The organism is Parafrankia discariae, assembly GCF_000373365.1.
Taxonomy (GTDB): Bacteria; Actinomycetota; Actinomycetes; order Frankiales; family Frankiaceae; genus Parafrankia; species Parafrankia discariae.
In genome coordinates this window covers 136,524-156,908 of the sequence record NZ_KB891103.1, presented here as the reverse complement: position 1 = coordinate 156,908, position 20,385 = coordinate 136,524, and the positions used below count along the sequence as shown (strand labels likewise).

Annotated in this window: 17 protein-coding genes and 1 pseudogene; 12 read left to right on the top strand and 6 right to left on the bottom strand. The window is 73.5% G+C overall.

Annotated elements, in window-relative coordinates; translation table 11 throughout:
* Window positions 1–87: 87 nt before the first annotated feature.
* Window positions 88–336 (top strand): hypothetical protein, encoded by a 249-nt coding sequence (locus B056_RS34830; protein ID WP_051105511.1) that lies wholly within the window; start codon window positions 88–90, stop codon window positions 334–336.
* A 46-nt stretch (window positions 337–382) separates the two neighbouring features.
* Here the strand turns inward: B056_RS34830 and B056_RS0102730 are convergent, their stop codons facing one another.
* A complete protein-coding gene (locus B056_RS0102730) occupies window positions 383–616 on the bottom strand; it encodes an FmdB family zinc ribbon protein (RefSeq protein WP_018500369.1) in 234 nt (77 codons plus the stop codon).
* A 138-nt stretch (window positions 617–754) separates the two neighbouring features.
* Window positions 755–1,948, bottom strand: a complete 1,194-nt coding sequence (locus tag B056_RS0102725; RefSeq protein ID WP_018500368.1) for a thiolase family protein — start codon at window positions 1,946–1,948, stop codon at window positions 755–757.
* A 181-nt stretch (window positions 1,949–2,129) separates the two neighbouring features.
* On the opposite strand from B056_RS0102725, the gene B056_RS0102720 reads away from it, so the two are divergent.
* The 8 genes and pseudogenes from B056_RS0102720 to B056_RS0102680 all read left to right on the top strand — a co-directional run bounded on the left by B056_RS0102720 (window position 2,130) and on the right by B056_RS0102680 (window position 12,793).
* Entirely contained in the window at window positions 2,130–3,200 is a 1,071-nt protein-coding gene (locus tag B056_RS0102720; RefSeq protein WP_018500367.1) for an asparaginase, read from the top strand.
* Window positions 3,201–3,531: 331 nt separating this feature from the next.
* Window positions 3,532–4,932 (top strand): CoA transferase, encoded by a 1,401-nt coding sequence (locus B056_RS0102715; RefSeq protein WP_020572278.1) that lies wholly within the window; start codon window positions 3,532–3,534, stop codon window positions 4,930–4,932.
* Window positions 4,933–5,106: 174 nt separating this feature from the next.
* Window positions 5,107–6,279, top strand: coding sequence for a branched-chain amino acid ABC transporter substrate-binding protein (locus B056_RS0102705; RefSeq protein WP_026239252.1), 1,173 nt, complete (start codon window positions 5,107–5,109; stop codon window positions 6,277–6,279).
* Between the two features lie 90 nt (window positions 6,280–6,369).
* A complete protein-coding gene (locus B056_RS0102700; RefSeq protein ID WP_018500363.1) occupies window positions 6,370–8,073 on the top strand; it encodes a class I adenylate-forming enzyme family protein in 1,704 nt (567 codons plus the stop codon).
* A 48-nt stretch (window positions 8,074–8,121) separates the two neighbouring features.
* Window positions 8,122–8,886, top strand: a complete 765-nt coding sequence (locus tag B056_RS0102695) for an SDR family oxidoreductase (protein ID WP_018500362.1) — start codon at window positions 8,122–8,124, stop codon at window positions 8,884–8,886.
* 197 nt (window positions 8,887–9,083) lie between these two features.
* A complete protein-coding gene (locus B056_RS0102690; RefSeq protein WP_018500361.1) occupies window positions 9,084–9,755 on the top strand; it encodes an esterase/lipase family protein in 672 nt (223 codons plus the stop codon).
* 135 nt (window positions 9,756–9,890) lie between these two features.
* A pseudogene (locus tag B056_RS45905) lies at window positions 9,891–11,941 on the top strand (RecQ family ATP-dependent DNA helicase).
* 57 nt (window positions 11,942–11,998) lie between these two features.
* Complete coding sequence (locus tag B056_RS0102680; protein WP_018500360.1) at window positions 11,999–12,793, top strand: SDR family NAD(P)-dependent oxidoreductase; 795 nt, start codon at window positions 11,999–12,001, stop codon at window positions 12,791–12,793.
* Here B056_RS0102680 and B056_RS34820 read toward each other — a convergent pair.
* Window positions 12,756–13,859 (bottom strand): LLM class flavin-dependent oxidoreductase, encoded by a 1,104-nt coding sequence (locus tag B056_RS34820; RefSeq protein ID WP_051105510.1) that lies wholly within the window; start codon window positions 13,857–13,859, stop codon window positions 12,756–12,758. The two genes, B056_RS0102680 and B056_RS34820, sit on opposite strands and share 38 nt — an antisense overlap.
* Before the next feature lie 136 nt (window positions 13,860–13,995).
* Here B056_RS34820 and B056_RS0102670 point away from each other — a divergent pair, with 136 nt between their 5' ends.
* Window positions 13,996–15,879: an AMP-binding protein gene (locus B056_RS0102670; RefSeq protein ID WP_018500358.1), complete on the top strand. Its 1,884-nt coding sequence runs from the start codon at window positions 13,996–13,998 to the stop codon at window positions 15,877–15,879.
* Between the two features lie 5 nt (window positions 15,880–15,884).
* On the opposite strand, the gene B056_RS0102665 is transcribed toward B056_RS0102670, so the two are convergent.
* Complete coding sequence (locus B056_RS0102665; RefSeq protein ID WP_018500357.1) at window positions 15,885–16,523, bottom strand: hypothetical protein; 639 nt, start codon at window positions 16,521–16,523, stop codon at window positions 15,885–15,887.
* A gap of 170 nt (window positions 16,524–16,693) precedes the next feature.
* Between B056_RS0102665 and B056_RS0102660 the strand changes: the two genes are divergently transcribed.
* Window positions 16,694–17,518: a patatin-like phospholipase family protein gene (locus tag B056_RS0102660; protein ID WP_018500356.1), complete on the top strand. Its 825-nt coding sequence runs from the start codon at window positions 16,694–16,696 to the stop codon at window positions 17,516–17,518.
* Entirely contained in the window at window positions 17,515–18,549 is a 1,035-nt protein-coding gene (locus B056_RS0102655; RefSeq protein WP_035749929.1) for a 1-acyl-sn-glycerol-3-phosphate acyltransferase, read from the top strand. The genes B056_RS0102660 and B056_RS0102655 overlap by 4 nt, the downstream gene beginning before the upstream one ends.
* A 232-nt stretch (window positions 18,550–18,781) precedes the next feature.
* On the opposite strand, the gene B056_RS0102650 is transcribed toward B056_RS0102655, so the two are convergent.
* Both B056_RS0102650 and B056_RS0102645 read right to left on the bottom strand, forming a co-directional pair.
* Window positions 18,782–19,147, bottom strand: a complete 366-nt coding sequence (locus tag B056_RS0102650; RefSeq protein ID WP_026239250.1) for a DUF2203 domain-containing protein — start codon at window positions 19,145–19,147, stop codon at window positions 18,782–18,784.
* A 121-nt stretch (window positions 19,148–19,268) separates the two neighbouring features.
* On the bottom strand, window positions 19,269–20,348 hold the full coding sequence (locus B056_RS0102645; RefSeq protein ID WP_018500353.1) for a hypothetical protein: 1,080 nt from the start codon (window positions 20,346–20,348) through the stop codon (window positions 19,269–19,271).
* Window positions 20,349–20,385: the final 37 nt, after the last annotated feature.

Below are 20,385 nucleotides of genomic sequence, written 5' to 3'. Positions count from 1 at the left end.
GGCGGTCGGTCACCCCAGGTAGTCGAGGCGGCACGCAGGTCGTCGTGCCCAGGCGTGCCGGCGGGCAGACCTGGGTAGGGGACTGCCATGGCTGGGACCTTGGGCGGTGTGTGCGGGCCGGGATCCTCCGACCTGCTGGCGACATTGGCGGACGGCCTCGACGAGCGGGAACGCGACGAGACGCTGCGGATCATCACCAGGCGGCTCAACGCGGAGCGCGCGGCTGCTGCCGGGGGCCAGCGCGACCGGCAGGTCGACGTCGGTACCCGCAGCCGGGCCGCGCGCAGCCCCCGTGGCCCGCACGCCGCCCCCTGCGAAACCGTGGCGGGTGAGTGAGTCCCAGGGACTCACTCACCCGCCACGCATCGGCTTGGCCGGGGTGTCAGGCGCAGCAGCCGCCGCCGCAGCAGGAACCGCCGCCACCGGCGGCAGGGGCGGGGGCCGCGGCCATCGCGGGGGCGGACGCGCCGCGGCTCACCGCGACCGCGGAGAAGATCCGTGAGGTCTCGGCGTGGCCGGCCGGGCAGGGTGCCGGTGCGGTCGTGTCACTGTTGATTCCGCGGCGGACCTCGAAGGACGCGTCGCAGACACGGCATCGGTACTCGTAAGCGGGCACCGGCCCAGGATAGGCCGGCGATCGGCCGTGGCGCCGGCCGATCGCCCACCCGCAGCGCCAACCTGTTCGGAGCGCTCGGTCCGCCCGCGCGCCCGATCGGCGGTGCCTGGTCAGAAGTGCCTGGTCAGAGGCGCCTGGTCAGAGGCGCTCGATGATGGTGGCGTTCGCGAGGCCGCCCGCCTCGCACATCGTCTGCAGTCCGAACCGACCGCCGGTCTGGTGCAGCGCGTGCACGAGGGTCGTCATGATCCGGGCGCCGCTGGCGCCGAGCGGATGGCCGAGCGCGATCGCGCCGCCCCGGGCGTTGACCTTCTCCGCCGGGGCGCCGATCTCGGCGCGCCAGTCCAGCACGACGGCGGCGAAGGCCTCGTTCACCTCGAACAGGTCGATGTCGTCCAGGCTCAGCCCGGAGCGCTCCAGCACCCGGCGGGTGGCCGGGATGACACCGCGCAGCATGAGGAACGGGTCGTCGCCGACGACGGCGAAGCTGTGCAGTCGGGCGAGGGGCCGCAGTCCCAGCTCACGGGCCCGCTCCGAGGTGGTGATCAGCAGCGCGGCGGAACCGTCGCTGATCTGCGAGGCGTTGCCGGCCGTCACGTTCCAGCCGATCTCCGGGAAGCGCGCGGCGGTGGCCTCGTCGTAGAACGCCGGGCGCAGACCCGCGAGGGCCCGGGTGTCCGACGCCGGGCGGATGCCCTCGTCGGCGGAGAACTCGACGACCGACCCGTCCGGCCCGGTGACCTTCACCGGCGCGATCTCCGGGGTGAAAAGGCCGTCCCGGGCCGCGGCGGCGGCGCGCTGGTGGCTGGCGAGGGCGAACTCGTCCAGCTCGGCGCGGCCGAGGCCGCGCCGCGCGCCGATCAGTTCGGCGCTGATGCCCTGCGAGATCAGCCCGTCCGGGTAGCGGGCGTTGATCCGGGTGCCGTGGCTGTCTCCGGGGAGCGTCGCCGAGCCCATCGGGACCCGCCCCATCGACTCGACCCCGCAGGCCAGGGCCATGTCGTAGGCACCGGAGATCACGCCCTGCGCGGCGAAGTGGACGGCCTGCTGGGACGAGCCGCACTGGCGGTCGACGGTGGTTCCGGGCACGGACTCGGGCAGCCCGGCGGCCAGGGTCGCCCACCGGGCGATGTTCGCGGCCTGCTCACCGCTCTGGGTGACACAGCCGGCGATGACGTCGTCGATCAGTGCCGGATCGACGCCCGACCGCTCGACGGCCGCGGAGATGCTGTGCGCCAGCAGGTCGATCGGGTGGACGGGGGCGAGGCTGCCGTTGGCGCGTCCCCGCCCGATCGGGGTCCGTACCGCTTCGACGACGACGGCGTCACGCATCGGAGGCTCCTTTTCCAGGAGTGAGTTCGAAAACCAAACTCACTGGTGGTCCCAGTGTGCGCGTAGTCAGTTGGAAAAAGCAACTGATGCGGATCGCCCAGGTGCGGGTCCCGGGCGGTGGCGGGGGGCGCGCTTACCCTGATGTGCATGACGGATTCGCGATCATGAACGATTCCGGATCGTGAGCGAGTCCGGAGGAGACGCCGCCCCGCCCGTGGTCGCGTGGATCGAGCGGGACACCGGCGATGACACGGTTCTGGTCGAGAGCCGGATCCGGGGGACGGTCGTCGGGCTGGACCCGACCGGCGCGGTGGTGCTGGCCGTCGGCGACCCGACCGCGGTGATCTCCCCGCGGTCCACGGTGAAACCGCTGCAGGCCGTCGGGATGCTGCTCGCCGGGCTCGACGCGGCGTTCGGCCCGGGCGGTGGCATTCCGCCCGAACTGCTCGCGATCGTGTCCTCCTCACACAGCGGTGAGCCCGAGCAGCTGGCGGCCGTGCGGGCCGTGCTGGCGGCGGCCGGGTGCGGCGAGGACGCGCTGGCCTGCCCCGCCGACCTCCCCATCGGGCGGCTCGCCCACGAGCGGCACCTGGCCGCCGGCGGCGGGCCCGAACGGCTGCTGATGAACTGCTCCGGCAAGCACGCCGGGATGATCGCCACCTGTGTCGCCGCCGGCTGGCCGGTGGCGGGCTACACCGCCCCGGCGCATCCGCTGCAGCGCCGGATCCGGGCCACGATCGAGGAGCTCACCGGTGCCACGATCGAGTCCACCGCGGTGGACGGCTGCGGCGCCCCGCTGTTCGGCGTCCCCCTGCTCGGCCTCGCCCGTGGGCTGCGCGGGATCGCTCTCGCCGCGGCCGGCCCGAGTTCACCCCGGCAGCGCGTCGCGGTGGCGATGCGGGCCTTCCCGGAGCTCGTCGGTGGTCCCGGGCGACCGGACACGGAGCTGATGCTCGCCGTCCCGTGGATCATCGCGAAGGACGGCGCCGAGGGGGTGACCGTCGCGGCGACGGCGACCGGGTACGCGGTGGCGGTCAAGATCGAGGACGGTTCCCAGCGCGCGGCGATGCCCGTCCTGGTCACCGCGCTGCGCCGGATCGGCGCGCTCGACCCCGGCGCCGTCCCGGGCGCCGGCACCGGCCCGGCTCCGGCCGCGAGCCCGGACGTCGGCAGGCTCGACGCCCTGTCCGCTCCCGTGGTGCTCGGCGGTGGGGTTCCGGTCGGCCGGCTGAGGTGCTCGTCGCCCGGTTGAGGTGTCCGGTTGCCGGCTCGCCGGGCCCGGCCTCGGCGGGGCTCGACCGCGGTGGTTCAGTGAGGACCGGTGGCCGGTGCGCGGTGGCCGGAGAGCGGATTCCGGGCCTCCGGCCGTGGTGCTCGCCCGGCGTTCGGGGGTTGGCTGGCGCTTGCTCAGATGGTTTGACGTGCCTTGGAGCGGTGTCGCGTGCGCGTGATGGCGCCGGTGTGCAATGCTGTCCGTCACATAAGCCTCACTCTGGGACATGGTCTGGGGGCGGGAGTAGCCCGGACAGTTCGTCCGGTGACACATCAGGCGACACGCGTGATCCGCTTCACAGGATGGGGATATGTCCGACCAATCGATGATCGCCGCCCAGGTCGCGACGCTCGTCGACGAACCGGGAGTAACCGACCGCCTGACCGTGACCGGCCCCCCGGACGTCCTGCCGAGCCTCTACCGGGTGACAACCATGGCGGCGGCCAGCGTCGCCGCCGCCTCCGTCGGCGCGGGCCGGTTACTGGCCGCGCGCAACGCCAGCCCGTCCCAGCCGGCGGTCACCGTCGACACCCGGCATGTCAGCGCGGCCTTCCGCAGCGAGCGCTACCTGCGCCTCGACGGCCGTCCGCTGCCGAATCCCTGGGACCCGATCTCGGGCTACTACCGGACGGCCGACGACCGGTGGATCCAGCTGCACTGCAATTTCCCGCATCACCGCAACGGCATCCTGGAACTGCTCGACGCGCCGAACGACCGGGCGGCGGTCGAGCGGTCGGTGGCCCGATTCGAGGCCGAGTCCCTGGAGCTTGAGCTCCAGGCGATGGGCATGTGCGCCACGATGGCCCGCGACGAGGACGAGTGGCGGGCGCACCGGCAGGCCAAGGCCGTCGCCGAGCTGCCCGTGCTGGAGACCGAGCGGATCGGGGACGCCCCCGCGCAGCGGCTCGAACCGGCGGACCTGCCGGCCGAGGGCATCCGGGTGGTCGACATGACGCGGGTCATCGCCGGCCCGGTCTGCGGGCGGACGCTGGCCGCCCACGGCGCCGAGGTGCTGCGGGTCGGTGCCGCGCACCTGCCGGAGGTCCGGTCGTTGCTGATGGACACCGGGTTCGGCAAACGCAACACCTTCCTGAACCTGCGCGTCGCCGCGGACGCCCGCCGGCTGCAGGAGCTCGTCTCGACGGCGGACGTCGTGCTCCAGGCGTACCGCCCGCGGGCCCTCGACCGGCTGGGCTTCGGCCCGGACGCGCTGGCGCGGCTGCGCCCGGGGATCGTCGTCGCGACGATCAGCGCCTACGGTCGCAGTGGGCCGTGGAGCGGCCTGCGGGGCTTCGACAGCCTGGTCCAGACGGCGTCCGGTATCTCGTGGGCGGCGGCCGAGGCCAGCGGTGAGGAGACGCCGCGCCCGCTGCCCGCCCAGGCCCTCGACCACGCGACCGGGTACCTGGCGGCGTACGGCGTGCTGTCGGCGCTGGCCCGGCGCGCGGTGGAGGGCGGCAGCTGGCAGGTACGGGTCTCGCTGGCCCAGACCGGCCGATGGCTGCAGAGCCTCGGCCACCACGACACCCTCGCCGCCCCGGACCCGACCCGGGCCGACGTGGAGGAGTTCTGCCGGCGGCTGCGCAGCGAGTTCGGTGAGCTCTCCTACGTGGCCCCGACGGGAACGGTCGACGGCCGGGCACCGGCGTGGACGATGGCGCCGGCCTCGCTCGGCACCAGCCCACCCGAGTGGGAGCCCCGCCCGCTCTGAGCCACCGGCCCGGACGCCCGGCCCGTTCGGCGTGGCCGTCCGGCCCGGGCGTCCGGCCTGGCCGTTCGGCCCGGGCGTGCGGCCCGATCGGGCCGTTCGGGCCATGCGGCGGGTCGACGTCGCGTAGGACTGGGTCTGCGACATCTCGACGGTGGCACCCGGAGGAGAGACAGCATGATCAGGCGACCGGCCGTGGGCGCGATCGTCGCCGCCGCCCTGACGGCGGTGATCGTCGCGGCCTGTAGCGGTGACGGGGTCTCCTCGTCCGGTGACGGCCGCCGGACGGTCACCATCGGGTTCCAGGGCGTCCTGTCGGGCGGCGACAAGCAGCTGGGGGTCAACGCCCTCTACGGGGTGCGCACGGCGATCGAGGAGATCAACGCGGACGCCAGCCTGCCGTTCCGGGTCGAGCTCGTCTCCGCCGACGACGGCGGGTCGCCCGAGCGGGCGCCGGCCGCCGCGCGCGAACTCATCGACGACTCCGACGTGGTCGCCGTCATCGGCCCGATGCTCTCGGACGCGACGGAGGCCAGCGAGCCGTTCTACAGCGAGGCCGGTCTGCTCTCGGTGAGCCCGTCCGCCACCGCGCCGGCGCTCACCGACCTCGGCTTCACCACGTTCTACCGGGTCGTCGCCCCCGACTCCGTGCAGGGCCGGGCCGCGGCCGACTACCTCTCCACCGTCCTCGACGCGGGCAAGGTGTACTCGGTCGACGACCGCAGCGAGTACGGCGTCGGCCTGTCGACCGCGCTGGAGGCGGAGCTCTTCTCCGACGGCGTGGACGTCGTCCACGACGGGATCGACCCGACCCGGGACTACACGCGCGAAGCCGCGAAGATCCTCGCCGAGAACCCGGACGTGCTTTTCTACTCCGGCCGGTACGCCGAGTTCGCGCTGCTCAACAAGGCACTCGAGGACGGCGGCTTCACCGGCGCCGTCATGGGCGGGGACGCGGCCCGCGACCCGCGGTTCGTCACGCGGTCGGGCGCGGCCGCCGCCGAGGGCGCCTATTTCTCGTGCGCCTGCTCCGACGTCGGCACCGACCCGGCCGCGAAGGAGTTCGTGGCGTCGTACAGGGACGTCAACGGCGGTGCGCTGCCCGGGACCTACTCGGGGGAGGCCTACGACGCCGCCCGGGCCCTCGTCGACGTCCTGCGGCGGCTCGGGAACGGCATCAGCCGGGAGTCCGTCGCGCGGGCCTTCCGCACCGTCAGCTGGGACGGCCTCACCAGGAAGATCGAGTTCGAGGAGAACGGCGAGCTCAGGCGCTCGACCGTCTACCTCTACAAGGTGCAGGACGGCGAGATCACGGATCTCGGGCGGATCTCGGACCTGATCACCTCCTGACCGCTTCTCCGGCGCGCGCTCCTGGCTGGCCCCGTCGCTGTCCGCGGGGGACGATGTGCTCTCCGTTCCGCGGAGGGGGCAGGCCATCGGATGACCGCGTCGACGCCGGCGGCGGTGCCCTCGGGCACGAGCCTCGGCCGGCTGGCCGAGCTGTCGATCGAGCGGACCGGCGGCACCGGCCCGCTGATCTTCGAGGGGCAGCGCTGGACGGCCGGGCAGCTCGCGGCCCGGGCCCGGCGCCTGGCCGGCGGGCTGCGCTCAGCCGGGCTCGCGCCGGGGGAGCGGGTCGCGGTCTGCATGGCGAACTGCCCCGAGGTCGGCATCACCTACCAGGCGACCTGGCGGGCCGGCGCGGCCGTCACACCGGTGCTCTTCCTGCTGGGGGACACGGATCTGCGCCACGTGCTGGCCGACAGCGGCGCCTCGTTCGTCGTGACCACCCCGGACCTCCTGGGCAGGGTCCACGCGGCGGCCCGGGGCCTGCCCACGCTGCGCGCCGTCGTGCTGGCCGAGCGGCCCGACCGTGCGCCCGAGCCCGCCGGCCACGACGAGCCCGCGGGCCGCGACGGGCCACCGGTGCTGCTGTTCGCCGAGCTGGAAGCCGCGGCCGAGTCCGCCCTGGTGGACGTCGACCCGTCCGACATGGCCGCGCTGCTCTACACCGGGGGGACGACGGGGCGGGCCCGCGGCGTGGTGCTCTCCCATGACAACGTCTCGGCGGCCGCCTGGGCGGTGCACTCGACGCGGCTGGGCGAGGGCCTGCCCGGCCTGCTGCCGCTGCCGATGTCGCACGTCTACGGGATGACCGTGAGTGTCATGGCCACCTACGCCGAGACCCCGGCGACGGCTGTCCTGATGCGCTGGTTCGAGCCCGTCCGGTTCCTGGAGCTGGCGGTCGAGCACCGGGTGGCGCAGACGGCGGTCGTCCCCGCCATGGCCCGGATGATCCTGGACCAGGATCTCGACGGCTACGACCTGTCGGCGCTGCGCCAGGTGGTCTCCGGGAGCTCGGCGCTGCCGCGCGAGCTGGCCGACGAGTGGGCGCGCCGGCTGCCCGGGGTCGAGCTCGTGGAGGGCTACGGCTGCACCGAGGCGTCCGCGATCGTCACGGTGATGCCACCGGGGCGGGCCCGGCTGGGCAGCGTCGGCCGCCCGGCGCCCGGCGTGGAACTCCGGATCGAGCCCTTGACCGACACCGACACCGGCGGCGACACCGACGGCGACCATGACGGCGCGGATGACTCCCCGGTCGGGGAGATCTGCGTGCGTGGGCCGGGCGTCATGCTGGGCTACTGGCGTGATCCCGCGGCGACCGCGCGCACGGTCCGCGCCGGCTGGCTGCACACCGGCGACGTCGGCCGCCTCGACCGGGACGGCTTCCTCCACCTCGTCGACCGGCTGAAGGATCTGATCATCCGGGGCGGGTTCAACATCTACCCACGCGATGTCGAGGACGCGCTGCGGGAGCACCCGGCCGTCGCCGAGGTGGCCGTGGTGGGCCGTCCCGACCGCCGGCTCGGCGAGGAGATCGTCGCGTTCGTCCAGCTCGGGCCGGGTGCGGCCGTCCCGGCGGAGGAGCTCGTCCGGTTCGGGCGGGAGCGGCTCGGGCCGCTGCGGTACCCGCGGGAGGTCCGGATCGTCCCGGAGATCCCGCGCACCGGCATGCTCAAGACGGACCGGGCGGCCCTGCGGACGACGCTCACCCGGCCAGCCGCGCCGACCCCGCCGGCGGATCGCGGTTCCGCGGCGCGGCGCGGCGGGCCGGTTGGACCCGCGCCGCGGGTTTGGTCGTAGGGTGGGACCGACTGAACCTTCCACTAACGTAAGGGTTGTTCGTCTCCCATGGTGCGGTCGCCACTCAACGGAGTTCTCCCGCCCCCGGGCCGCCTGGCCGGCCGGGCGGCCGTGGTGACCGGTGCCTCCAGCGGCATCGGTCACGCGATCGCGCTCGAGCTCGCCGCCGCCGGGGCCCGCGTCCTGGCCACGGGGCGGGACGGCGCGGCACTGTCCCAACTAGCCCACACGGCCGCCGCCGACCAGGTCGACCTGCGCGTCTTCGCCACCGAGATAACCGACGCCGGTGGCCGGGAGCGACTCGTCGCGACGGCCCGGGCGGAGCTCGGTGAGATCTCCGTGCTGGTCCACTCGGCCGGGGTCTACCACAGTGGTCCGATGACCATGGCGAGCCTCGCCGACCTCGACGATCACTACGCGGTCAACCTGCGGGCCCCGTACGCGCTGACCCAGCTGCTGCTGCCCGATCTCACCCGCACCCTGGGCGACATCATCTTCGTCAACTCCACCCAGGGCCTGTCGGCGAGCCCGGAGGTCGGCCAGTACGCCGCGACGAAGCACGCGCTGCGCGCGATCGCGGACAGCCTGCGTGGCGAGCTGGGGCCGACGGGGCCGCGGGTCTGCACGATCCTGCCCGGCCGGACGGCCACCGCGATGCAGCGGAAGATCTTCGAGACGGAGGGCCGGGCCTGGGATCCCGAGGCCCTCATGCAGCCCGAGGATGTCGCGGCGATGGTGCTCTCGGTGGTGGAGCTGCCGCGCCGCGTCGAGGTGACCGACATCGTGATGCGGCCGGCGCAAAAGGTCTCCTGAGTCGGCGGGGGCGGCCCACCCTCCGGGTTCGGCGGAAATTACCCGGGAATTCCATCGGGATTTCCGCGGCGGTGCCGTGCCAACGGCAGGTTGGCCGGTCCGGCAACCGTTGGTGAACGTCCTGCTGATTTACCGGGAGCTTCCCGCGGGGCTGTAAGACTTCGACGCGCTGACCCCGCAACCCGACAGGAGCTCCCATGTCCAGAGCGGCCAGGATCCTTGGCGCTCTCGCGGTCGCCACCGCGGCTCTGCTCGGCTCGTCGACCGCCGCCTCCGCGGCGACACATGAACCCGTAATCTTCGTCTACGGTTTCAACGGATCGACATCCACCTGGACCGACATGGTCGCCGACTTCCAGGCGAACGGCTGGTCCTCGTCCGACCTGGTTATCTTCACCTATGACTCGCACCAGTCGAACGTCACCACCGCGAACCAGCTGGCAGCCAAGGTATCCGCCGTGCGCAGCGCCACCGGCGCGGCCAAGGTGGACCTCGTCACCCACTCCATGGGAGCGCTTTCCGCGCGCTATTATCTAAAAAACCTCGGTGGTACTTCCGTCGTCGACGAGTTCGTGTCGCTGGGCGGCCCGAACCACGGGACCACCACCGCGACCCTGTGCGGATGGCTCTACACGGCCTGCTCGGACATGAGCCCGGGGTCGTCCTTCCTGAACACCCTGAACTCCGGTGACGAGACGCCGGGCGCGGTCAACTACCGCACCTGGTGGTCGTCCTGTGACGACACCATCAATCCGGATTCCAGTGTCGCCCTCACCGGCGCCACGAACACCGCGGCCGGCTGCCTCGGCCATTCCGAGCTGCACGACGACAACACCGTGGCCAGTCAGGTCCGGGCCTTCATCGGCTGAGTCGGGCCGAGCCGCCGAGCGGGCGGTTCTCGAACGGTCCTGTCCGGCCGCGGTCGGTTCCGTCCCGACCGCGGCCGGACGGGTGTTGGTCCGGTGTGTGCGAAGGTCCTGGGAACGGGTACGCCGACATCCACCATGAATGGTCATGATCCGGCACGCACCCGGCTGGCGGGCTGGTTGCGCCGCCTACCGCTGCAACGCCGCCACCGCGACAGCCCCGCCCTGCCTTCCGCGCCCCCGCCGCCTTCGGTGGCTCCGCCGCCTCCAGCACCGGTCGAGCAGGCCACACCAGTCGACGAGCTGGCGCTGGTCGAGAAGCCGGCGTCGACCGAGGCGGTGGTGGCGGACGCCGCCCGCCCCGCTTCGCCGCGAGCCGGCGAGGATCACGGTGAAGACCGTGCCGAAGACCGTGCCGAGCTGGATGACCTGCTGCGGGCCGTGGCCCGGGAGGGTTTCGGGTTCGCCGAGCTGCGCCCCGGCCAGCTTGAGGCGATGCGGGCCGTGACCGCGGGCCGGGACACGCTGTGTGTCCTGCCGACCGGAGGCGGCAAGTCGGCCGTCTACCAGATCCCGGCCCTGCTCACCGCCGGGCCGACCGTGGTCGTCTCGCCGCTCATCGCGCTTCAGCGCGACCAGGTGCGCGGGCTCACCGAGCGCCTGGGCAGCCTGCTGGACGCGGTCCCCGCCGGCGGGCCCGGGTCCGGTGAGTCCGCCACCGACCAGCCGGCCGGGGCCGGAGCCGAGGCGGCCGCGCCCGCGGTGGCGGCGAACTCGCAGAGCGGGCGCGGCGGGGCGCTCGCGGCGATCGACGCCGTCCGCCACGGCCGGGCCGAGTTCCTGTTCCTGGCGCCCGAACAGCTCGCGCGCGACGACGTCCGGGAGGCGCTGCGCGCGGCCCGGCCCTCCCTGTTCGTCGTGGACGAGGCGCACTGCATCTCCAGTTGGGGCCACGACTTCCGCCCCGACTACGCCCGTCTGGGCCAGGTGATCGACGACCTCGGCCGGCCGGTGGTCGTCGCGTTGACGGCCACCGCGTCGCCGCCGGTGCGCCGGGAGATAACCGAACGCCTGCGGCTCGCGGACCCGGTGGAGATCGTCCGGAGATCACCCTGAGCGTCGAGTCCTTCGTCGACGACGATGACAAGAAGGCCCGGCTGGTCGAGCGGATCGCCGCCGAGACCAAGCCCGGCCTGGTCTACACGGCGACCCGCCGCGGCGCGGAGGACCTCGCCGCCGAGCTCGCGGACCTCGGGCTCACCGCGAGCGCCTACCACGCCGGGCTGCGCGCGGCGCGGCGCCGTGAGGTCGAGGAGGACTTCATGGCCGACCGGTGCGACGTCGTCGTGGCGACGACCGCGTTCGGCATGGGCATCGACAAGCCCAACGTCAGGTTTGTGATCCACGCCGAGGTGGCCGACTCGATCGACTCCTACTACCAGGAGATCGGGCGCGCCGGCCGCGACGGCCGGCCGGCCCTCGCCTGCCTGTTCTACCGGCCCGAGGACCTGGGGCTGCGTCGTTTCTTCGCCTCGTCACACCCGGACGAGACCGTGCTGCGCCGCGTCGCCGTGCTGCTCGGCCACGCCGAGGAGCCGGTCAGCGCGCGTGCCCTGGCGGAGGCCGCCGGGGTCGGCGACACCGCGCTGACCCGCATGGTGGACCTGCTCGAACGGGCGGACGCGGTCACCGTCCACGACGACGGGCGGATCGAGCGCAGCGCCGGGGCCCCGGAGCCCGAGCAGGCGGCGCGGCGCGCCGTCGAGCTGGCCGCGGCGCGGGTCGAGTTCGAGCGGTCGCGGGTGGACATGATGCGCGGGTACGCCGAGACCCGCGAATGCCGGCGGCGTTATCTGCTCGCCTACTTCGGCGACACGTCCCCCGCCACCTGCGGGAACTGCGACGTCTGCCGGTCCCGGCTGCCCGGGCAGCGAACGCCGGGCGGGGACGGCGCGGCGGCCGCTACCGCCACCGCGGCCGGATCGTCGGCTCCGGCGGGCGACGACGGGGCCCCGGCGGAGGACTCCCCGTTCCCGGCCGGGCTGGCCGTCCGCCATGTGCGGTGGGGGGCCGGCCAGGTGATGAAGGAGGACGGCGACCGCATCACCGTCCTGTTCGACGAGGTCGGCTACCGCACGCTGTCGGTGGCGGCGGTGACCGAGCGGGGCCTGCTGGCGGTCGCCGACTAGCCCCGCTGTAACGTCACCGCCGGCCGTCGACCTGTCGACCTGAGGAGCTGCGCTCGCGTGACCGACTTCCGGAACCGGACCGCGCTGGTCACGGGGGCCTCGTCGGGGATCGGGGCCGCGTTCGCCGAGGCGCTCGCGGCCCACGGGGCCGATCTCGTGCTCGCCGCGCCGTCCGAGGAGAGGCTGCGGCCGGTGGCCGAGCGGCTGCGCGCGCTGCACGGGGCGCGGGTGTGGGCGGTCCCGGTCGACCTCGCCCGGGAGGACGGCCCGGACCTGCTCGTCGAACAGGCCCGGGCGGCCACCGGTGACGCGGTCGACGTGCTGGTGAACAACGCCGGGTTCGGCACCTACGGCCGGTACGAGGAGCTGCCCGCGGACCGCGACCACCGCGAGGTCATGCTGGACGTCGTCGCGGTCGAACGGATGACGCACCTGCTCCTGCCGGCGATGGTCGAGCGGGGCCGCGGCACCGTCGTCAACGTGTCGTCGACGTCGGGGTTCCAGGCCGTCCCCTACATGGCCGTGTACGGGGCGTCGAAGGCGTTCGTGCTGTCCTACTCGATCGCACTGTGGGCGGAGTACCGGTCGCGGGGCGTCCAGGTGCTGGCGGTGTGCCCGGGGCCGACCGACACGCACTTCTTCGACGTCCTCGGCCGGCGGATGAGCGCCGGGGGACGGCTGCGCACCACCGACGAGGTCGTCACGGCCGCCTTCCGCGGCCTCGACCGCGGCCTGCCCTACGTGATCGACGGCCGGCTCAACTACCTGACCTCGAACGCGTCCCGCCTGCTGGGTCGGGGGCTCGTCGCGGGGATCACCGCCCGGACGCTCCGGCCGCGCGGAAACCCGTGACCCGCTCGCCGTCCCGCCCGCCGGCCTCGCCGTCCCGCCCGCCGGCCGGCTCCGCCAGCGCCAGCCGGGCGACCAGCTCGTAGGAGCGGATCCGGTCGGCGTTGGAGTGCACGTTCGTGACGATCATGAGCTCGTCGGCCTCGGTCGCCTCGAGCAGGGCGTTCAGGCCCTCCCGCACGGTCTCCGGCCCGCCCACGATGTGCGAGGACGTCGCCGACTCAGCCACCTCGCGCTCCCGCGGCGTCCACGGGTAGGCCGCGGCCTCCTCCGGCGTGGGATAGGCACCGGGACGTCCCAGGCGCAGGCGCAGCATCGTCAGGCGGGTGGGCCCGGCCAGCCACCGGGCCCGCTCGTCGTCCTCGGCGCACAGCACACCGGCGGCGACCATCGCGTACGGACGCTCCCGGCCGGGTGACGGCCGGAACGAGTCGCGGTACAGCCGCAGCGCGGGCAGCGTGCTGGCCGAGCTGAAATGGTGCGCGAACGCGAACGGCAGGCCGAGGAACCCGGCGACCTGGGCGCTGTAGCCACTCGAACCGAGCAGCCAGATCGGCGGCGCGTCCGCCCGCGGGTACGCCTCCACCCCGTGCAGCGGGTGTCCGGCGGGGAACGACCCGCCGGAGAGGAAGGTCGTCAGCTCGGCCAGCTGGTCGGGGAAGTCGTCCGCGGACAGCGGCCCCGGGCCGCGGCGCAGCGCCCGCGCGGTGCTCTGGTCCGTCCCGGGGGCCCGGCCGATGCCGAGGTCGATGCGGTCGGGGAAGAAGGCGCCCAGGGTCCCGAACTGCTCGGCGATCGTGAGCGGGGCGTGGTTGGGCAGCATCACCCCGCCCGAACCGACCCGGATGGTGGACGTCGCCGCGGCCACCTGGCCCATCAGGATGGTCGTCGCGGAACTCGCGATGCCCGGCATGCCGTGGTGCTCGGCCAGCCAGTAGCGGGTGAAACCGAGCGCCTCGGCCCGCCGGGCCAGCTCAAGGCTGCCGCGGACGGCCTCGCCGGCGGAGACACCGGTGCCCACCGGCACCAGGTCGAGGACGGACAACGGCACCGGTCTCGTCAGGCTCACCCTTCGGCCAACCGCCGCACCCGCGCCCGTCTTCCCCGCCGGGGCCCGGCCTTCCCCATCGGGGCGTCGCGTTTCCCTTCGAGGCTTGGCTCCGAAGTGCCTGGACGGCCCGGCGGGGAGCGAGAGGATGACAGGCATGGGCGAATACCGGCGGGCGTACGAAAACGAGCGGACCGACCCCGAGGCCTTCTGGGCCGCCGCCGCGCGGGACATCGACTGGACCCGCGCCCCGGAGCGGATCCTCGACGCGGGCGCGCCACCGTTCTACCGCTGGTTCCCCGACGCTGAGCTGAACACCTGCGCCAACGCCCTGGACCGGCACGTCGCCGCCGGCCGCGGGGACGCGCTCGCCCTGGTCTACGACTCGCCGGTCACCGGGACGTCCCGCCGGTACACGTTCGCGCGGCTCACAGACGAGGTGGCCCGGGCCGCCGGCGCGCTCGCCGCACTCGGGGTCGACCGGGGCGACCGCGTCATCATCTATATGCCGATGATCCCCGAGGCGGTCGTGGCGATGCTGGCCTGCGCCCGCCTCGGCGCCGTCCACTCGGTGGTCTTCGGCGGGTTCGCCGCCCCGGAGCTCGCCGCCCGGATGGACGACGCCCGCCCGAAGGTCGTGGTCAGCGCGTCCTGCGGGATCGAACCGACGCGGCTCGTCCCCTACAAGCCGATGATGGACGCGGCGATCGAGCTGGCCGCCCACAAGCCGGCCGGCTGCCTCATCGTGCAGCGCGAGCAGCACCGCTGTGATCTCGTGGCCGGCCGCGACCACGGCTGGGACGCCCTCGTCGGCTCCGCGGCCCCGCTGGACCCGGTGCCCGTCGCGGCCACCGACCCGCTGTACATCCTCTACACCTCCGGGACGACCGGGCGGCCGAAGGGCATCGTCCGGGACAACGGCGGCCACGCCGTGGCGATGTCCTGGTCGATGCGCAACGTGTACGGCATCGGGCCGGGTGACGTGATGTGGGCGGCCTCCGACATCGGCTGGGCGGTCGGCCACTCCTACACGGTCTACGCGCCGCTGCTGGTCGGCGCCACGACGGTGCTCTACGAGGGGAAGCCGGTCGGCACCCCCGACGCCGGGGCGTTCTGGCGGGTGATCGCCGAGCACGGGGTGAACGTGCTGTTCACCGCGCCCACCGCGATCCGGGCGATCAAGAAGGAGGACCCGGCGGCCGAGCTCGTCGGCCGGTACGACCTGGGGACGCTGCGGGCGCTGTTCCTGGCCGGCGAGCGGCTGGACCCGGCCACCTACGAATGGGCCTCGGCCGCGCTGGGCCGGCCCGTCGTCGACAACTGGTGGCAGACCGAGACGGGCTGGCCGATCTGCGCCGCGCCGATCGGGCTGGAACCGCTGCCGCTCAGGGCCGGGAGCCCGTCGGTGCCGATGCCGGGCTACGACGTCCGGGTCCTGGACGCGACCGGGGCTGAGGTCCCACCCGGAACCGAGGGGGCCATCTGCATCCGCCTGCCACTGCCGCCGGGCGCGCTGCCCACACTGTGGGAGGACGACGAGCGTTACATCGCCTCCTACCTCTCGGCCTTCGACGGCTACTACCTGACCGGCGACGGCGGCTATGTCGACGACGACGGCTACGTGTTCGTCCTGGGGCGCACCGACGACGTCATCAACGTGGCCGGGCACCGGCTCTCCGCCGGATCGATGGAGGCGGTGCTGGCGGCCCACCCGGCGGTGGCGGAGTGCGCCGTCGTCGGCGTCACCGACCCGTTCAAGGGCCAGGTGCCCCGCGGGCTCGTGGTGATGAAGAGCGGCGCGGAGATCACGCCGGACACGCTGGCGGCCGAGCTCGTCGCGCGGGTCCGCGCCGAGATCGGGCCGGTCGCCTCGATGCGACGGGTGGACGTCGTCGCCGCCCTCCCGAAGACCCGGTCCGGCAAGATCCTGCGCCGCACCATGCGTGAGCTGGCCGACGGCCGCTCACCGGCGATCCCCTCCACCATCGAGGACGTCGCCGTGCTCGACGCCCTGCGGCCCGTTCTCCTCCCGGACGCCTGACCGGGTCACGCGAGGTTGTCGGTGGCCTCCAGGTGGTCGACGTAGGCGTCGGCGATCTCGTCCAGCTCGTCCGGCGGGAAGCCGAGGCCCCGGCGGATCGCGCGGCGCCCGATCAGCAGCAGGTGGAGCATGTACACCGGGATGTCCGCGTCCTGGCAGCGGTGGAAGCCCATCGTGAACCAGGTGAGCGCCTCCTGCTGCCGGCCGTGCTCCGCGAGGGTCTCCGCGACCGCCGCGTAGACGTCCGGATTGGTGGAGCGACTCGACTTGATCTTGGCGCGCAGCGTCGTGGCCTCGGCCTCGTCGCCCTTGCGTACGAGCGCGTCATGGAGCCAGACCCGCGGGTCGATGTCCGCCGCGTCGGCCGCCGTGGCCTCGGCGGTTGCCGCGTCGTTGGCGACCACCGCGGCGCGGTAGCACCGCACCGCCTCGCCCCACTCGTCGGCGAGGCCGAACTGGCCGCCGGCGTGGACCAGCAGTGTCGACGCGCTGACCTGGCCGTGAAGCTCAGGCCGCGCGGCGAGACCCTCGAACTGTGCCGCGGCCTGCCGGTGGCGGCCGTCGCCCGCGGCCTCGATGACGATCTCTTCGATGTCGTCCTCGGTGAGGATGTCGTCCTCGGTGAGCGTGCGCATGACGGCCATTGTTCTCCGCCCGCGCCCCGTCCCGGCCGGGCGGGGAGGAGGAGGCCACAGGGGGGTGCAAGCGTCGCCCGACCACCGGGTTCCGGGCCGAACCGGCGGGGTAGCAGGCTGCGGTGACGAGTATTCCGCCCGAGAAGACGAGGATTCCGCCTGAGAAACAGCCGGGGCCGGTGGCGTTCGTGCTCGGCGGTGGCGGCGTTCTGGGCGCCGCCGAGGTGGGAATGCTCGACGCACTGCTGGCCGCGGGCGTCCGCCCCGACCTGGTCGTCGGGACGTCCGTCGGTGCCATCAACGGTGCCGCCGTCGCCGCCGACCCGTCCAGAGCCGCGATCGAGCGACTGACCGACCTGTGGGCCGACCTGGGCAGCTCGGACGTCTTCGGCGGCGGGCCGGCAAAGCGGCTGGCCACCGTCGTCCAGCACGGCTACCTGCACTCGAACGCGCCACTGCGCCGGATTCTGAAGGCGAACCTGCCGTCCTCGTTCGATCGGCTGGCGGTGCCCTTCCAGTGCGTGGCCGCCAGCGTCGAACGGGCGGCGGCCCACTGGTTCGACCGCGGCCCGCTGGTCGACGCCGTGCTCGCGTCGTGCGCGGTGCCCGCGCTGCTACCCCCGGTGAAGATCGGGGACGAGCACTTCGTCGACGGCGGCCTCATCGACAGCACCCCGGTGGGCCGGGCGGTGGCGCTGGGCGCGCGAACGGTCTACGTCCTGCACGTCGGGCGGATCGAACGGCCGCTGCGCCCCGGCCGCTGGCCCTGGGAGGCCGGCCTCGTGGCCTTCGAGATCGCCCGCCGCCGCGGCTTCGCCGACGCGATGGCAGCCCTGCCGGCGGACGTCGCCGTCCACCTGCTGCCGATCGGTGACGCCACCGGGGTACCGCTGGTCGGGCTGCGGTACCGGTCCGCCAACGGGGTCCGCCGCCGGGTCGAACGGGCCCGCCAGGCCACGGCCGACTATCTCGACCTCCTGGCCGCCCCGGGGCGTGGGGCGTGAGAGTGCCGCCGAGGGCGATCCGCCGGCTCGTGGTCGATCCCCTGTTCGTCCCGGTCGCGGCGGCTGGCGCGGTGCTGGGTGTGCTGGTCGCTTTGCTCGGCCTGGCCAGCGTGCCCGTCGACCGCCGGTTACGGGTGTCCCGGGTGGCGGCCCTGGCCGGGGCCTATCTCGCCGCCGAGGTCGTCGTGATCGTGAGCGGTTTCGGGCTGTGGCTGGCCCGGCCGCTGCTCCGGGCCAGGTGGGAGGAGGTCCACCTGCGCCTGCTGCGCGGCGTCCTGGGCTTTGTCACCGCCGCCGCCGGGCGGCTGGTCGCGTTCCGGCTGACCGTGCGCGAACCACCGGCGGGCACTGTCGACTGCGCCGGCCGACCCGTCCTGGTCGCCAGCAGGCACGCGGGGGTCGGCGACTCCTTCGCCTTGGTCCACCTGCTGCTCGACCGTTACCAACGGACGCCGCGGGTCGTGCTCCTGGCGAGCCTGCAGCTCGACCCGGCGATCGACATCCTGCTCGGCCGGCTGGGCGCCTGCTTCCTGCGCACGGAGGGCGCCGACCCTACGGCGCCCGCCCGGGTGCACGACCTGGCCACCAGGCTGACGTCCCACGACGCCCTCGTCATCTTTCCCGAGGGGGCGAACTTCACCGCGCGACGCCGCCGGCGGGTGATCCGCGGGCTGCGGCTGCGCGGCCAGTCGAGCCGGGCCGCGGTGGCCGAGAACCTCACCCACGTCCTGCCGCCCCGCCCCGCCGGCGTGCTCGCCGCACTGGACGCGCGAACCGTGGGGGGAACGGCCGTGGTCGCCCACACCGGCCTGGACCTCCTGGTCACACCAGGTCTCGTCTGGCGGGCCCTGCCCCTGACCGCCCCGATGGAACTGCGCTGGTGGTGGTTCCCCACACCCGAACTACCCCCCACCGGAACAGAACGCGCCGACTGGCTGACCATGAACTGGGCGGTGGTGGACGCCTGGATCGACTCCCGCCGCCCCCCAACCCCCGAATCCCCGGGTCCCGAACCGATGCGTGGCGGGTGAGCGCGTCATCCTTATGGCGAGAGAGAAATCAAACGGCGAGCAGGACGCCCTGGCGCGTGCCGGTTTTATCTGATGGATGACGCTCTGGCGGTGCTGTGGGCCGTGGCTTCGCTTCTCGCGCGGGCGGGGGCGGCATCGCCGGCTGGCCGGGTGTCTCCAAAAAAGTGTGGCGGGTGGGTGAGCCCATGGGCTCACCCACCCGCCACACATCTGGAGCGGTGGGGATATTGAGTCAGCTGGGGAGGGGGCGGCGGCCGGCGAAGCCGAGGTCGGCCCGGTGGTACCAGGCGAGGTTTGGCTCGCCCTCGATCCAGCACAGCAGCACGTTCTCGCCGTCGAGGACGGCGGGGAAGTCGATCAGCAGCGGGGCCGCGCCCTTGACCTGGATGCCGTGGTCGGGAAACCAGGCCAGCGCTTCGGACAGCCAGGCCTGCAGGGCTTTCATCTCGGCGAGTCCCCCTTTGGGGGACGACGCGCCATCCGCCAGTGCGGCGCTGAGTTCGGTGAGGTCCGCCCGCCGCGCGACGAACTCGGCGGCGCGCTCGTGGATTTCGGGCATAAGGGCACGGGCCTCGTCCACGGAGAACATCTGGTCCACGTAGTCCAGTCCATCATGCCCGGACGTCAATGGGCCCAGGCGGGTGGCACCGACCGGCACGCGCGTTCGTGGATCATCGGGTCCGCCGCGGGCCCGCCAAGCCGGTCGGGGGAGGGCGGGGTCAGGATCGGCGGGCCATCTTGATGGTCTTCTCGAGCTGGTCCCGGTCCACTTCGGCGGAGCGGCCGTTCGTGGCGACGGTCGGGATCTGGTGGCCGCCGCCGAGGACCAGGTCGGTGGTGTGGCGCATGCCCATGTCGCGCTGCTCGACGTCGAGGATGGTCTCCTCCACCCGGTACAGCTTCTCGATCTTCGCGACCTTGGCCTCGACCTGCGCGGCGACGATCCGCAGCCGCCGTTCCGCCTTGGCGAGCCGGCGCTCCAGCCGCCGGTCGACGACGTTGGGCATCGGCTCGTCGCGCTCGGTCGGGTCGTGCAGGTAGAGCTCCACGGCCACCGCCACCAGCGGGATGAGCGCGGTGAACAGGATCGCCGGGCCGTCGCCGCCGTCGCCGGACGCGCCCTGGATCCGCACCAGCACCCCCGCGATCGACAGCAGCAGGAAGATCGTCGAGGTGAGGGTGAGGGCGAGGGCGGACGTCCTGGTGGTGACGAGCTGTTCGCGGACCTCCTGGTCCATCTTGACCTCGCCGACGTCCGCGGCCTTGAGGAGCTGGATCTGGGCCCGGGCCAGGATCGCGCTCTTGATCGCGTGGGCGAGCACCATTCCGGCGATGAAGACCGCGATGCCCAGGATGCCGCCGAGGAACCAGCTGACGCCGTAGTCGGCGGCGTCGGTGAGCACGCCGTAGGCGTCGGCGAAGACGAAGAAGTCGAGGGAGGCGAGCACCAGCAGGATGAGGTGGCGGACCGCCGGCGCGAACTGCATCTGCGGGATGCGTTCCTGGATGCCGACGCTGCGCCAGAGCCGGCCCTGTTCGACCTTGTTCTTGATCAGCTCGGTCCGGCGTTCCCGCCGCTCGGCCCTGGAGTCGATTTCCATCCGGAGCTCGGCGATCAGCTCCTCCAGGGTCCGGGCGTCCGCTCGGACGGCGGCGCGGACCTCCTGGATCTCCGCTTCTTCCAGGCTCTTCAGGACCTTGGGGCGGGTCTCGGCCCCCGCCAGGGCGATGTCGGCGTCCCCGACCTGGCGGATGAGCTGCTTGGCTAGACGGCCTGGCCGATTTCCCCTGCGCAGCACCTGAGGGTCTCTCTTCCGTGTCTTCGTTCGGGCGGCC